Source organism: Desulfosarcina ovata subsp. ovata (assembly GCF_009689005.1).
Classification (GTDB): Bacteria; Desulfobacterota; Desulfobacteria; order Desulfobacterales; family Desulfosarcinaceae; genus Desulfosarcina; species Desulfosarcina ovata.
Window position 1 is genome coordinate 2,053,630 of sequence record NZ_AP021879.1, and the last position, 12,638, is coordinate 2,066,267.

Annotated in this window: 12 protein-coding genes; 2 read left to right on the forward strand and 10 right to left on the reverse strand. The window is 54.4% G+C overall.

From position 1 onward, the window contains the following. Positions 1 to 45: 45 nt before the first annotated feature. The 5 genes from tnpC to GN112_RS09370 form a co-directional block, all read right to left on the reverse strand. A complete protein-coding gene (tnpC, locus tag GN112_RS09350; protein WP_155308543.1) occupies positions 46 to 1,440 on the reverse strand; it encodes an IS66 family transposase in 1,395 nt (464 codons plus the stop codon). An 88-nt stretch (positions 1,441 to 1,528) separates the two neighbouring features. After that, on the reverse strand, positions 1,529 to 1,987 hold the full coding sequence (locus GN112_RS09355) for a hypothetical protein (protein ID WP_155309965.1): 459 nt from the start codon (positions 1,985 to 1,987) through the stop codon (positions 1,529 to 1,531). Positions 1,988 to 2,031: 44 nt separating this feature from the next. Further along, positions 2,032 to 2,205, reverse strand: a complete 174-nt coding sequence (locus GN112_RS09360; protein WP_155309966.1) for a hypothetical protein — start codon at positions 2,203 to 2,205, stop codon at positions 2,032 to 2,034. Between the two features lie 11 nt (positions 2,206 to 2,216). After that, on the reverse strand, positions 2,217 to 4,031 hold the full coding sequence (locus GN112_RS09365; protein ID WP_155309967.1) for an acyl-CoA dehydrogenase: 1,815 nt from the start codon (positions 4,029 to 4,031) through the stop codon (positions 2,217 to 2,219). Between the two features lie 32 nt (positions 4,032 to 4,063). Next, a complete protein-coding gene (locus GN112_RS09370) occupies positions 4,064 to 5,314 on the reverse strand; it encodes a thiolase family protein (RefSeq protein ID WP_155309968.1) in 1,251 nt (416 codons plus the stop codon). Between the two features lie 215 nt (positions 5,315 to 5,529). Here GN112_RS09370 and GN112_RS09375 point away from each other — a divergent pair, with 215 nt between their 5' ends. Continuing rightward, positions 5,530 to 7,137, forward strand: a complete 1,608-nt coding sequence (locus tag GN112_RS09375) for a sigma-54 interaction domain-containing protein (RefSeq protein ID WP_155309969.1) — start codon at positions 5,530 to 5,532, stop codon at positions 7,135 to 7,137. A 17-nt stretch (positions 7,138 to 7,154) separates the two neighbouring features. On the opposite strand, the gene GN112_RS09380 is transcribed toward GN112_RS09375, so the two are convergent. From GN112_RS09380 to GN112_RS09400, 5 genes are all read right to left on the reverse strand, one after another. Further along, positions 7,155 to 8,114 (reverse strand): nitroreductase family protein, encoded by a 960-nt coding sequence (locus GN112_RS09380; RefSeq protein ID WP_155309970.1) that lies wholly within the window; start codon positions 8,112 to 8,114, stop codon positions 7,155 to 7,157. Positions 8,115 to 8,118: 4 nt separating this feature from the next. Beyond that, positions 8,119 to 8,442 carry a cupin domain-containing protein gene (locus GN112_RS09385; protein ID WP_155309971.1) on the reverse strand — a complete coding sequence of 108 codons (324 nt, stop codon included), beginning with the start codon at positions 8,440 to 8,442 and terminating at the stop codon, positions 8,119 to 8,121. Then, on the reverse strand, positions 8,423 to 9,811 hold the full coding sequence (locus tag GN112_RS09390) for a DNA recombination protein RmuC (protein ID WP_155309972.1): 1,389 nt from the start codon (positions 9,809 to 9,811) through the stop codon (positions 8,423 to 8,425). Before GN112_RS09390 ends, GN112_RS09385 begins: the two co-directional genes overlap by 20 nt. Positions 9,812 to 10,109: 298 nt before the next feature. Further along, entirely contained in the window at positions 10,110 to 10,640 is a 531-nt protein-coding gene (locus GN112_RS09395; RefSeq protein WP_155309973.1) for a HEAT repeat domain-containing protein, read from the reverse strand. Between the two features lie 228 nt (positions 10,641 to 10,868). Beyond that, complete coding sequence (locus tag GN112_RS09400; protein WP_155309974.1) at positions 10,869 to 11,504, reverse strand: Crp/Fnr family transcriptional regulator; 636 nt, start codon at positions 11,502 to 11,504, stop codon at positions 10,869 to 10,871. A 226-nt stretch (positions 11,505 to 11,730) separates the two neighbouring features. Between GN112_RS09400 and GN112_RS09405 the strand changes: the two genes are divergently transcribed. Then, entirely contained in the window at positions 11,731 to 12,543 is an 813-nt protein-coding gene (locus GN112_RS09405) for a lipase family protein (protein WP_155309975.1), read from the forward strand. Positions 12,544 to 12,638: the final 95 nt, after the last annotated feature.

Below are 12,638 nucleotides of genomic sequence, written 5' to 3' on the forward strand. Positions count from 1 at the left end.
TATCCGTGCTGTAAACGGTCACGGGGCTATTAGCTGAAGAGAGGCTTAGATCCAACTCACATCAACAGAGATGCCTGCAAAGTAACATTCCAGGCATTCGACTATAAACGGAAATGTGGCTTTATCTCTCAGTCGGCAGGTTTCTTTTACAGACAAGATTCGTTCGACCCAGCGGTTGCCTTTGTCGCTTTGCGTTCCCAGACTACATTTGCGCCATAGCACGCCAAAGCGCAGAGAGCGTTCGGCACGGTTGTTGGTGGGTTCGACGCCATCATGTTCGAGAAAGGTCCACAATGCGTCAATTTCTCGTATTATTTGCCTGGCCAGGCGACCGGCACCGTCGGTGTCGTCTTCAAAAAGGCTGAGGATGAGCAACAAGGAGTTATAAAAACGCTCCCATTTTAAAGGTGGCGGTTTGTTTTTTGAAAATTCGATCAGGGTATTCAAATGTGCCAAGATTAACTTGCCGCCTCGCCTTTCGTTGAGTTTTCTACTCTCGATTAACGCCTTGGCCTTTCGGATCAAATGGGCCAGGCAGGTTTGCCGGCCATGGACCCATTTGCAATAAAGGCGATAACCATCGCTGATCAAGATGCCTTTCCAGTCGGCGATCAGTTCGAGAAAGGCCTGTTTGGATCTTTTCGGATCGATGCGGAAAAAGGCCACCATCGTATTGACCATTACCCAGAGCCATTGCAGATTGTGCTTTTTAAACCAACTGGTTTCATCGATGAAGTTGCACTCACTGCTGCGGGCCACCTGGCCGATACGCTCATAGGTGGAGGCAATGGCCTCGGAAGCGCGGTCGATAACCTTTTGGATCGTGCCGGTGGCGATTTTGATATCAAACACGGAGTGGACCAGTTGCTGCACATTTCTCCGACTCATGGCCTTGATACCACTCAGTTCGGCGATAAACGCACAAAACCGCGGGCCGTAGCCGGTGCTAAACGCCTCCGGAACCTGTGCTTTGACAATCTTGCCGCACCCAGGGCATTGACCTTGGTGCAGAACAAAATGGGTGATGTCCATCTCGATTTCAGGCAATTCGATATGTTGGTGAGTATGAAAGGGTCGCAGATTATCCCAATCCGATGAATGGAGACCGCAACCGCAGCACTCGGGCATCACATTTTGAGTATTGTTGGGCGTTAGCAGCATTTGCCCATGCCCCGGGTGTCCTTTTTGTCCGCCCGGCTTGCGTTCGCCTTTGGGCTTTTCGCGTTTGGGTTTGTTATAGGGCGGATCGGATGAGGGCGGTTTGCTGGAGTTGGTCGAGTTTTGGCGTTTTTGCTTTTCAAGCTTCTCGTTGTTTTTCTCCAGCTTGTCGTTTTGAGTTTTAATCGCCCGCAGCTCATCTTCCAAAGAAACGATGTACTGGCGTACCGGTTCAGCAGTAGCTTGCCAATCGGCATCTGAAATGGGTCTATCGGGCTTCATGAAAAGCACGATAGCATACTAGAAATGGAAAGTCTAGATATTTTTAATTATTTCAATAAGTTATTGATTTTGTATAAAAATATTGAAATTACGAGAGGTTAGCGGAGCGAAAAAAGTGCGCCGGATTGAGCGCCCAATATACCCCGTGAACGCTTACTCCGTGCTTATCCATTGGTCCGACACACAAAAATGTCACATCAACGTCGTGATACTTACGGATAATGCGTGGTCCTTGGTGATATGTTAAGGGAATATAGCTAACCAAGCCCTTCTTATAAAGCGAACGGGAGACACCGCCGAAGTGCCAATCGTTAAAGATAACATGTCTCCTATTAGGATCTTGCTCAACAACTTTTGGCATTTTGGTAGCACAAACACCTGATAAATAGATATCTTTTAAGTCATTTATTCTTTCTGCCAAAGCTTCATCCAAGGATTCGGGGAAAAGTGCAAATTCTCCATAGAAAATACGATCTCCTGATTTCACCATCTGAACCGCTTCTTGTGCAGATGTCAGTTTTCGAAGATATTCATTTCTAAAATTCATCTTTAATATTTTTCCTTGTTATTATGTAATAGGACCTACACTTTTTAGAGGAATCCGGTCGAACCGTAGTCAGGCGCCGCCTTGACCAGCGGCGCCATGCGAATAGTAATGATATAAGTGAAAACGGCGACACCGATGATCGGGATCAATACTGAAAAAATAACTGTCGGAATCCCCAAGATGGTGTAACTTGCCGGTGATATGATCGCAGTTTTCATTGAGATGCTTCTTACTTACTGCCAAAAGCATCTTCGGATATTTGCATCACCGTATCGTCACCGGCAATAATGATGTCGGCCTTGGCTAACGTTAACGGAAGCACGGATTTTATAAAATACCGGGCGCTTTTCACTTGACCGTCATAGAAATTCAGATCTTTTTTCTTGGCACCATCAGATAGCTTGCGGGTCGCCAGGACAGCCCGCCACAAGAGCATCCACGCCATAACCGTATCTCCGGTGACCTCCATGAAGCTGTAGGCATGCGCGAATGCGCTCATCATATTTTCGGACCGGGCGGTACTGCCGATGGACAACGCCGTTTCTTCCAGTTTGTTGATCGCTTTCTCCACGTCCGCGGCAAGTGTTTCCAAACCGCCGACGGTTTTTGCGGTTTCAGCCATATCCCGCATCTCTTTGATCAGATCCTTATACGACTGGCCTTTATTCAGCCCCAGCTTGCGACCCAAAAGATCCATGGCCTGGATGCCGTTGGTGCCTTCGTAGAGGTGGGTGATCTTGCAGTCACGCAACAGCTGCTCCTGGGGATATTCTTTGGTGTAGCCGTATCCGCCGAAGATTTGGACCCCCTGGTTGCACACCTCGAAAGACTTGTCGGTCACATACCCCTTGCCAATGGGTGTGAGCACATCGATCAGGCCCTGGTATTTTTGTTTTTCGTCCGCATCGCTGCTGGTGCGGATTTGATCCTCACACCAGCCGATGTAATAGATGATGCTGCGCATGCCTTCCGTATAGGCCTTCATCGAAAGCAGCATGCGCCGAACGTCCGGATGCTGGATAATCGGCACGGGGGGCGCCTCTTTGCTGGTGGCCTGCAGGCTCCGGCCTTGAATCCGCTCCCGGGCGTAAGCCAGGGCATTCAAGTAGGAGGCGGAGGCGCACCCCAATCCTTGCATGCCCACCTCGAGGCGGGCTTCATTCATCATCACGAACATGGCCCGCATCCCCTTGTTTTCCTTTCCCAGTAGTGTGCCGCGGCAGTTGCCTTTACCGCCCAGCGTCAGGGAACATGTGGGACTGGCGTGAATACCCATTTTTTCTTCGATGCCGGTGCAAACCACATCATTGCGGTCGCCCAGACTGCCGTCATCGTTGACACAGATTTTGGGTACGAGAAACAGTGAGATGCCATCAGTTCCCGCCGGTGCACCCTCGATCCGGGCCAAAACCGGATGGACAATGTTTTCAACAAGATCATTTTCTCCTGCGGAAATAAAAATCTTGCTACCGCTGATGGTATAGGTACCGTCGTCATTTTTCACGGCAGCGGTGGTTAACGCGCCCACGTCCGAACCGGCCTCCGGTTCCGTGAGCAGCATGGTGCCGCCCCACTCGCCGCTTAACATTTTCTTCAAATAAAGCGCTTTCTGCTTTTCCGTGCCAAAGGTTTCCACCAGCTTGGCGGCACCATGCAAAAGAATCGTGTGGAGCATAAAGGGGTAATTGGCCCCGTCAAAGTAATTCATCGCGGCCAATGAAACCGTGGTGGGCATCCCCTGACCGCCCCATTGGGGATCATCACACATGGCAATCCATTCGCCTTCTTTGAGAAGGTCATATAGCCTTTGGAATGCCTCCGGTACGGTAACCGTTCCGTTTTCAAACCGGCAGCCTTCCTCATCCCCGAGCTTCAACGCGGGCAACATCTCTTTAATGGCCAGGGACCGGGCCTCGGAAATAATCAGGTCGACCGTCTTCCGATTAAAATCGGCGAACTTCTCATGCTTGCTTAACTTTTCGACCTCCAACTGCTCGTGAAGCACAAAATCCACATCTCTTCGTTCTACAACCAGCTGTGCCATGTTCTTTTCTCCCTATTTATTGTAATTTCGGTTTAAATCATTTCGATCGCACAGGCCATGGATACGCCGCCGCCGCCGCACAGCGTGGCCAATCCCAACGCCTTGCCGTGTTTTTTCATCGCATGCATCAACGTGACCATAATCCGGCATCCGGTTGCCCCGACCGGATGCCCCAGGCCGATACCTGATCCATTAATATTGGTGATCTCACGGTTTAACCCGAGTTCCCGCTCGCAGCCGATGTATTGGGAGGCAAAGGCTTCGTTGACTTCCGCCAGTTCAAAGTCAACGATGCTTAGTCCGCTTCGATTCATCAGATCATGCACGGCCGGTACCGGTGAAAGCCCCATGATGGACGGATGACAGGCGCCTTTGCCCACAGCACGGATGCGAGCCATGGGCCGCAAAGCGAGTTCTTCTGCCTTATCCTCTGACATGATCACCATGGCTGCTGACCCATCGTTGATACCGCTGGCGTTGCCAGCGGTGACAGTCCCCGTTTTGGGAACAAAGGCCGGTGGTAATTTACTCAATTGTTCCATGGTCAACCCGGGTCGAAAATGTTCGTCTTTATCAAACAAAAAAGGATCCTGCTTGCGCCGCGGCACCGGCACGGCCACGATTTCTTCGGCAAACGAACCGTCATTGGTGGCCCTTTCGGCATTGTTTTGGCTACGCAAGGCGACCTCGTCCATCTCCTGGCGGCTGATCCCCAGTTTCTGGGCCACAAACTCGGCGGTATGACCCATGATAAATGGTTTGCCGATATATGCATTGGCCGGAGCCATGGTCGTATCCAGGGGGGCATCTTCGGACAGCGGCAAAAGATGCGAACCGCAGTGCAGCGCATGGATCATTGCATCCACAAAGGTTTGATCCTGAAGCCGTCCTCCCCAACGGGCACACGGTACGGCATAGGGCACACCGGACATATGCTCCACACCACCGGCAAGGATGACATCGGCCATGCCGGCCTGGATCATGGCCGCGCCGGAGATTACCGCTTCCATACCGGAGATGCATACGCGGTTGATGGTAACCGCCGGGACGCTATCCGGTATCCCCGCCATCAACGCTGCGACCCGGGCCACATTCAGCGTATCGTGATGTTCCAGACAGCAACCGTAGCGGACATCATCGATCGCCTCGGAGGCGATGCCCGCCCGTTTAACGGCCTCTTTCATGGTGATGGCGGCCAACGTGGCCCCATTGAGGCTTTTTAGGGTTCCGCCGAAGGCGCCGATGGCAGTCCGGCAGGCACTTACAATGACAACGTTTTTCATGTTGGGCTCCTTTATTGGGTAGCAATGAAGATCGAAGCATTAAATGATTGATAGGCTGGGAGGAAAGCAGAGACCATGCCATGTTGATATTTACTATAAAACAAGATAGTTGCGATTATTTTGACAACTTACTGCGCCATAGCAAGGTTATTTCTGGACTATTTGCCAGATATTGACTAATCTGGCAAATAGTCCAGAAATAGAAAGGACCCGCCATGAACATCAATGAAAGCGTCTTTTTCCGTGAAGCCACGCTAAGAATTTGCGGTAGCCTGGATATCGAAAAGGCCATGCAACGATGCCTTCAATACCTGTCGCGCTTTCTTCCGGCCACGCGGCTTTGTTTTCACGTCTATGATCGTGCGCTGGGCATTGTGGAAACGATCGCCATGGCCACCACGCAAAACAGCCAGGCCATGGCGCTGCGGACACCACTGGACACCAGGGGCCGGCAACAGGTGGAAGACCAGCGTTCTTTTCGTACCAAGCTGGTCGAGCGAATGGTCGAAGATGCCGTGGCCGGTCCGGTGGTTCGGCAACTGGGCGTCACCGGTGACCTTTCCGGATTGCTGCTTGATCTGGCTCTGGAAGGCAATTTCGTTGGTACCGTGTCCGTATTCAGCGAACCCGACATCAAATTCAACCGCCACCATGTCCAACTGCTCTCTTTACTCAACGAACCATTTTCCATCGCCTTGGCCAACAGCCTGCGCTACCGGGAACTACAAACTCTTCGGGATAAGCTGGCCGACGATAACCGCTATTTCCAGGATGAAATGCAGAAAATCACCGGCCAAGCGGTAGTGGGCGCTGATTTGGGATTGAAAGGGATCATGGACATGGTGCGCCAGGTCGCCCCCCTTGAAAGTCCGGTCTTGCTTCTGGGAGAGACCGGCGTGGGCAAGGAGGTCCTGGCCAATGCCATCCACAACTTATCCCCTCGCAGCAATGGGCCCATGATTCGGGTCAACTGTGGCGCCATTCCGGACACGCTCATGGACAGTGAGCTGTTTGGCCATGAAAAGGGTGCGTTTACCGGTGCCTTTACACGCAAACGTGGGCGATTTGAGCGCGCCCACAGGGGGACGGTATTTCTGGATGAAATCGGAGAATTGCCGCTTGAGGCCCAGGTTCGTCTGCTGCGGGTGATACAGGAAAAAGAAATTGAACGGGTGGGAGGCTCAGAAACGATCCGAATCGATATACGGGTCATCGCCGCCACCCACCGTAACCTGGAAAGAATGCTGAACCAAAGCACATTCCGGAAGGATCTCTATTTCCGCCTGCGGGTGTTCCCCATTGCCATCCCACCCTTGCGCCATCGACGAGAAGATATCCCAGCGCTGGTTCAGCATTTTATTCAGAAAAAATCACGGGAAATGAAGTTATTTGTCAAGCCCACACTCTCACCTGGGGCCCTCGACCGATTGCTACAGTACACTTGGCCGGGCAATGCGCGAGAGCTTGAAAACGCCATCGAACGCGAGCTCATTGTCTGCAAGGGAGGTGTGCTTTCATTCGACGACCTGAACATAAAAAGCAATAAATTTAAACCGGTGCCGCCCCCCCCCTGCGAATCAAGTCAAGACGAACGTCTTGAATTGGACGCCGTCATGGCCGGTCACATTGGTAAAGTGTTAAAGATGTGCAACGGCCGGGTTGAAGGCGACAAAGGTGCTGCCCGGTTGTTGAATATTAATCCTTCCACATTGCGAAAAAGGATGAAAAAGCTCGGTATTCCATTCGGCCGCAGGCATGTAAGAATGGCCAGGGAAGGGGTTGAACATGGAGAGAAAACAGACACCACCAGACAACGAGGATAAGGATACCCTGCCCGCGGTTAGAAACGGATCGTCACCGGTTTTCGCCAGGCCACGCGCTGATAGGTCTCCGCGGGCCACCCCAGGGCAATCACGGCATAGGGCGTCTCATAATCCGGAATCCCGAGCAGGCGCACAATCGATCGATCCCGCCGCATGGCTTCAATGGCAAAGCCGATCAGGCAGGTGCCCAGCCCCATGGCGTGGGCGGCCAGGAGAATATTGCCGGTGGCCAGCAGGGCATCTTCGGCCGGACATGAGGCATCGTTTTCCGCAGCCACCACCATCCCTGCCGTGGCACCATGAAAAAGAAGATCCCGGCCGTCGTTGGCATGGGCGGCCAATCCGCGCTGAACAGTAGCGTAATGCTGCCGGTAATAGGTGTCCAGTTCGGGTTTGCCGATCCATTTTAAAATATGGCGCAGCCAGCTCTTTTCGGCCAGTTGATTGGTTTTGCGGAAAAAATCACCGATCCGGCGGCCCAGTCGGTCGACCATCGCCCGGTCCGGCAGGAGGGTAAAGGTCCATGGCTGACAGTTGGATCCCGACGGCGCGGTAATCCCCACCTTGACCAGATCCTCCAACAGCGCCCGGTCGACCGGCTGCGCGGAAAAATTGCGGCAGGAACGCCGCGACGCCATCAGGTTGACCAGTGCTGCTGTATCAAAATGACCATGGGGCAGCCAGCGGGAATCGGCGCGGAAGGTTTGAAATTCAAACTGGGCGGGGTCCACCGCGTTCACCCGAATGGCCTCGGTGGGACAGACGGCCCCACAGTGGTCGCAACCCATCGACATGTCTCCGCGAACGACCGCCTTGCCATCGGCGATGGCCAACGTCTCCTGGGGGCACACGGCAAGACACAGGCCGCAACCGATGCAGCGATCGGGATCGATTTGGGTGCTTACCGGGTCGACTGCAGCGGGTGAATCCGGTTCAGCGCGTTTTTTTGGCTGAGGCGGCGTGACAGGTGGTTGCATCGCATTACTCCAGATAGTCCTCCCGAACCGGGGAAAACACCTCCAGCGCCTCCGAATTCTCGAGGGCCCGGGCCGAATGGGGCACATCGCTGCCGACACACCAGCTGTCGCCCGGTCCCGCCGCGTGGTCGGTGCCGTCGATGGTGAGGACGATGCGGCCGGAAATCAGCAGACCGGTCTGTTCATGGGAGTGGCGGTGCTCGGGAAGAACGCTGCCCCGGGCCAGTTTAAAGCGCCCCATGAGGGTTTTCTCTCCGTGAACCAGGGTGGCCAGCTGGACACCGTCGATGAGTTGGCGATAGGTCAGGTCACTTTGTTTTCTGAACATTGGCGTTTCCCTGTTCATCCATGTCGTTTTCGTCAGTGGCCGGCAATACCTCCGCCGCGTAGGCATCCGGCAAACTTTTGTTGGTTTTCACGCCCAGCGCCCTGAGCTGCTCGGCCCGCCGCACCAGGTTCCCCCGCCCGGTGGAGAGGCGATCGCGGGCCGTGCGATAAGCGGCCCGGGCCCGATCAAGCTGCCGGCCCACCTCCTCCAGGGCCTCGATAAAGCCGATGAACTTGTCGTACAGGCCACCGGCCCGGCGGGCGATCTCCATGGCGTTCTGATTCTGGTCAGCAAAACGCCAGATGTTGTGAACGGTCCGCAGGGTGACCAGCAGGGTCGACGGCGAAACCAAAATCACATTCTTTCCAAAAGCCTCGCTAAACAACGCACGGTCATGGTCCAGCGCCGTTAAAAAGGCCGCTTCCACGGGCACGAACATCAGTACAAAATCGAGGGTCTGGATACCGTCCAGATCTTCGTAGTGTTTTTCGCCAAGCCCCTTGATGTGGCTGCGCAGCGATGCCAGATGGTCCTTCAATGCAGAGGCCCGGATCGATTCATCGGTGGCGGCATGGTAGCGCTCATAAGCCTTGAGGGAGACCTTGGCGTCCACGACAATATCCCGGCCCTCGGGCAGCCGGACGATCACATCCGGCTGGAAACGGTTGCCGCCGCTGCCCGTCAGACTCACCTGGGTGTCGTATCCCCTGCCCTTTTCCAGTCCGGACGCTTCCAGAATCCGCTCCAGCATTACCTCGCCCCAGTTGCCCAGGGTTTTTACATCGCCTTTGAGAGCGTTGGTCAGGTTGAGGGCGTCCTGGTCAATGCGTTCGTTGAGATGTTTCAGATGGGCAATCTCGTTGAACAACGCGGCGCGGTCGCGGGATTCCTTGTCGTAGACATCTTCCACCCGTGTTTTAAAATCACCCAACTGCTGACGCAGGGGATTGATCAGTCCATCCATCTGGGTTTTGTTGAGGTCGGCAAAGGTTCGCCCCTTTTCCTCCAGGATACGCTCGGCCAGAAGTCTGAATTCAGCGTTCAGGCGCTCGCGGGCATCGTTTAACAGGGCAATTTTTTCCTGGGCCTGCGAGCGTTCGGCCTCAAGACGCACGTTCAGCTCGGCGAGCCGCTTTTGCAGATCGATATTCTCCGATTGGAGTGCCGCCTGTTCCTGCCGCGTCACGTCCCATTGCCGGCGCAATTCAGCCAGCCGGTCTTCCAGCCCCTGTTTTTCCAGCCCGGCAAACCGCACCTCGCTGGCCAGCCGTGCCCGGCAGCGGGAACGGCACACCAGCAGAGTAGTGAAAACCGCCAGCAGCAGGCCAACCGCCCCACCGAAAAGGGCTACCAGTTGAGGGTCATCCATACAACATCCTGAAAAAACGTTTGTGTCTTGAGAGTTCACCCGTCTTGATGGGTTCAGGTTATACGCGAGTTGGCCGGACAAATCCAGCCCGGCCTGAGGAGGATGCAGGGCAAGCGCATTTAATTGAAGGGACGCAAAACCAAATGTATCCTGGAGAAGGAGATCTCGGTTGGCTCAACGGCAGGAAAAAAAATCACGGGCGAAATTCATTGGCCGCTCCGGCAACGTTGAATGGCGCGGTTCAGGACGTCACCGGCGGTCGGTGCCTTTGGGTTGAAGAGGGGTCTTGCCTGTAGCCTCAGATAAAAACCGTTGTCGTGGAAACCTCATCATCGTCCTGGCCACGGGTCCCGGCTTGCCTGGTATGCGCGTTCTCGGCAATGAACGACAGCGGCGAGTCGAGACGATGGTTGGCAAAATAATGTTCCAGCGCTGCCTGCACATCGCTGTCATCGTATAAACCGGTGGAGCTCATGGCCGCGGCCTGACGCACCGACGCATCCGGATCATAGAGTCCGCTGATGACCGCGTCCTTGGCATCGCGCCAGCGCATCAAGCCCAGGCTGACCAGGGCCCATTTGCGCACGGATGGAATCTTTGACCAGAGCACATAATCCGAAAGACGCATGCCCGCACCGGCCGGATTGGCTTTCAGTACATCGATGACCGCTTCGCGCACACAGTAACGAATGGTCCGCACCGCCAGTGCGCAAAGGGCATCCATCACCTGTGAATCATCGACAAACGCCGACAGACGCCGCACCGCCGTGATGGTTCGATGGGTATCCTCCGGATCGATCAATTGGCTGATTAAGAATTGAAGCTTCATGGGTTCGCTCCTTTCATGAAAAGGTGCGTGAATGATCCTGGGCATAACACGGGTAGCTGAAAAAGGGTCGCCGGCAGATGGGCACAAGAAACATATCGGTTCTGATTTATGGACTAAGTGTAACGCCAGGGCGGGATCAATGATGTGACCGACCTCACACTTTGTCGGAACAAACGCCGGTTCGACAAAGAGGCCACGATACAGCCGGCCGATGGAAGGGGAACGGTATTAAAAGTTGAAAGGCAGTTTTTTCTTTATTCTCATGCGGCCTTTATCCTTGACAACAAAGCCACCATCGACCAGTTCGTTGTAAATGCGGCAGACGGTTTCCCGGGATGAGCCGACCATATCGGCAAGATCCTGCTGGGTCAGTTTCTCTTCGATGATTCCATCAGCATTCTGGCTTTCGGTGAGCAGACGGGCCAGGCGACCGTAGACGTCCAGAAAGGCCAGTTCCTCGATTTGCTGGGTGGCCTTTCTGAGTTTGTCCAGGAGGGTACCGATCACATTGCGGTAGAGTTCGGGATGCGCATCGGCAAAATCGAAAAACGCCTTGCGGGGCAGGATCAGCAGGATGCACTGTGTTTTGGTGATGACAGTAGCACAACGGGTACGACGGTCAAGAAGACTCATTTCGCCGAAATAGTCGTCAGGCGCGAAACGATTGACGACAAACTGGCGGCCCGAATCATCACTGCGCAAGGCCTGGGCCTTGCCCGCCAGCAGCACATAGAGGCAATCGGTCTCATCGCCCTCGTTGATCACCAGCGTGTTTTTCGGAACCGTCCGCTCCAAGCAGATGGACTCCAGCCGGGCAATCTGCTGCGGTTCGAGATTCGAAAAGAGGGCGACCCGTTCAAGCATTGGTTTTCCCCCTTATGGGTACAATAATCACCACGCCCCATTGGCACACGAAAGACGGAAAGAGATAAAAAAGGCAGCTTCCTGCCTACATCACGGTTGAATGGAAATTTGTTATATTTATTGCAAATTCCACAGGGTATGTCAAGCTACAGACAATTGCCATCAGCAGCAAAAACACAATCGGATTGCTGCCGGATAAAGCAGCAGTCATCAGGAAACCAGGACCATGGCAGCGGATCACTCATGGCAGGCGTTATTGAATCCGGGGGCGTCGGACGATTTTTTCGGTATCGAGCAGCCCTCCGGTGTGAACGTCGACGCCAACGGATTCAGCCCGGTCAACGCCTGGTGGATGTCCGAGCTTTCCAGACTGATCTACCGCCGCGATCAAACCGAAGGTGTGACCAGCAAATTCTCGCGCAACGACTTCCTGGCCCGGGCCGGATTGATCGAACGCCATTTTTTCAATCATGTGCACATTCAGGCGGCGCTAATCGAGACCGTCAGCGGTGCGCCATCGGATTTTGCCGCCCTGGTATTCCGCGGCACCGCCGGCCGGCTGAGCAACTGGCGCTTCAACGTCGACATCCTTCTCTGTCCATGGCCGTCCGGCGGGATGGTTCACCGGGGATTCAGCCATTTGATCAATGCGGTCTGGGACGCTATCGCCGCTCCCCTTGGAAACCTCACCAAACCACTGTTTTATACCGGCCACAGCCTGGGAGGGGCATTGGCGACCCTGGCGGCTTCACTTCACGCGCCGCGTGCCGTTTACACCTTCGGCGCCCCACGCATCGGTGACGCCGCTTTCGCCCGCCACCTATCCAAAGTTCCCGTCTTCAATGTGGTCAACCCCCGGGATATCGTCACCCAACTTCCTCCGACCGGCCGACGGGCACGTTTTGTCCATGCTGGGACCATCGTGAAAAACGCTGATCGGTTCACCCCGTATCGCCCCCTTGGCCAGGCGCCTGCTTTTCTTGCCGACCATGCACCGCTGAACTATACGGCGCAACTGCCAATGGCCTTTAAGAACTGACGCCCTGTTGCGAAACCGGTTGAAACCGTCCACCATCCAAGCCGGCGTTGACCTAGGCCGTGGGTTTCTGTTAACTTTTATTGTTCATCATGGCT

Excerpts from the sequence above, each read along its gene's own strand:
- tnpC (WP_155308543.1), bottom strand. The coding sequence starts at position 1,440 with ATGAAGCCCGATAGACCCATTTCAGATGCCGATTGGCAAGCTACTGCT.
- GN112_RS09355 (WP_155309965.1), bottom strand. The coding sequence starts at position 1,987 with ATGAATTTTAGAAATGAATATCTTCGAAAACTGACATCTGCACAAGAA.
- GN112_RS09360 (WP_155309966.1), bottom strand. The coding sequence starts at position 2,205 with ATGAAAACTGCGATCATATCACCGGCAAGTTACACCATCTTGGGGATT.
- GN112_RS09365 (WP_155309967.1), bottom strand. The coding sequence starts at position 4,031 with ATGGCACAGCTGGTTGTAGAACGAAGAGATGTGGATTTTGTGCTTCAC.
- GN112_RS09370 (WP_155309968.1), bottom strand. The coding sequence starts at position 5,314 with ATGAAAAACGTTGTCATTGTAAGTGCCTGCCGGACTGCCATCGGCGCC.
- GN112_RS09375 (WP_155309969.1), top strand. The coding sequence starts at position 5,530 with ATGAACATCAATGAAAGCGTCTTTTTCCGTGAAGCCACGCTAAGAATT.
- GN112_RS09380 (WP_155309970.1), bottom strand. The coding sequence starts at position 8,114 with ATGCAACCACCTGTCACGCCGCCTCAGCCAAAAAAACGCGCTGAACCG.
- GN112_RS09385 (WP_155309971.1), bottom strand. The coding sequence starts at position 8,442 with ATGTTCAGAAAACAAAGTGACCTGACCTATCGCCAACTCATCGACGGT.
- GN112_RS09390 (WP_155309972.1), bottom strand. The coding sequence starts at position 9,811 with ATGGATGACCCTCAACTGGTAGCCCTTTTCGGTGGGGCGGTTGGCCTG.
- GN112_RS09395 (WP_155309973.1), bottom strand. The coding sequence starts at position 10,640 with ATGAAGCTTCAATTCTTAATCAGCCAATTGATCGATCCGGAGGATACC.
- GN112_RS09400 (WP_155309974.1), bottom strand. The coding sequence starts at position 11,504 with ATGCTTGAACGGGTCGCCCTCTTTTCGAATCTCGAACCGCAGCAGATT.
- GN112_RS09405 (WP_155309975.1), top strand. The coding sequence starts at position 11,731 with ATGGCAGCGGATCACTCATGGCAGGCGTTATTGAATCCGGGGGCGTCG.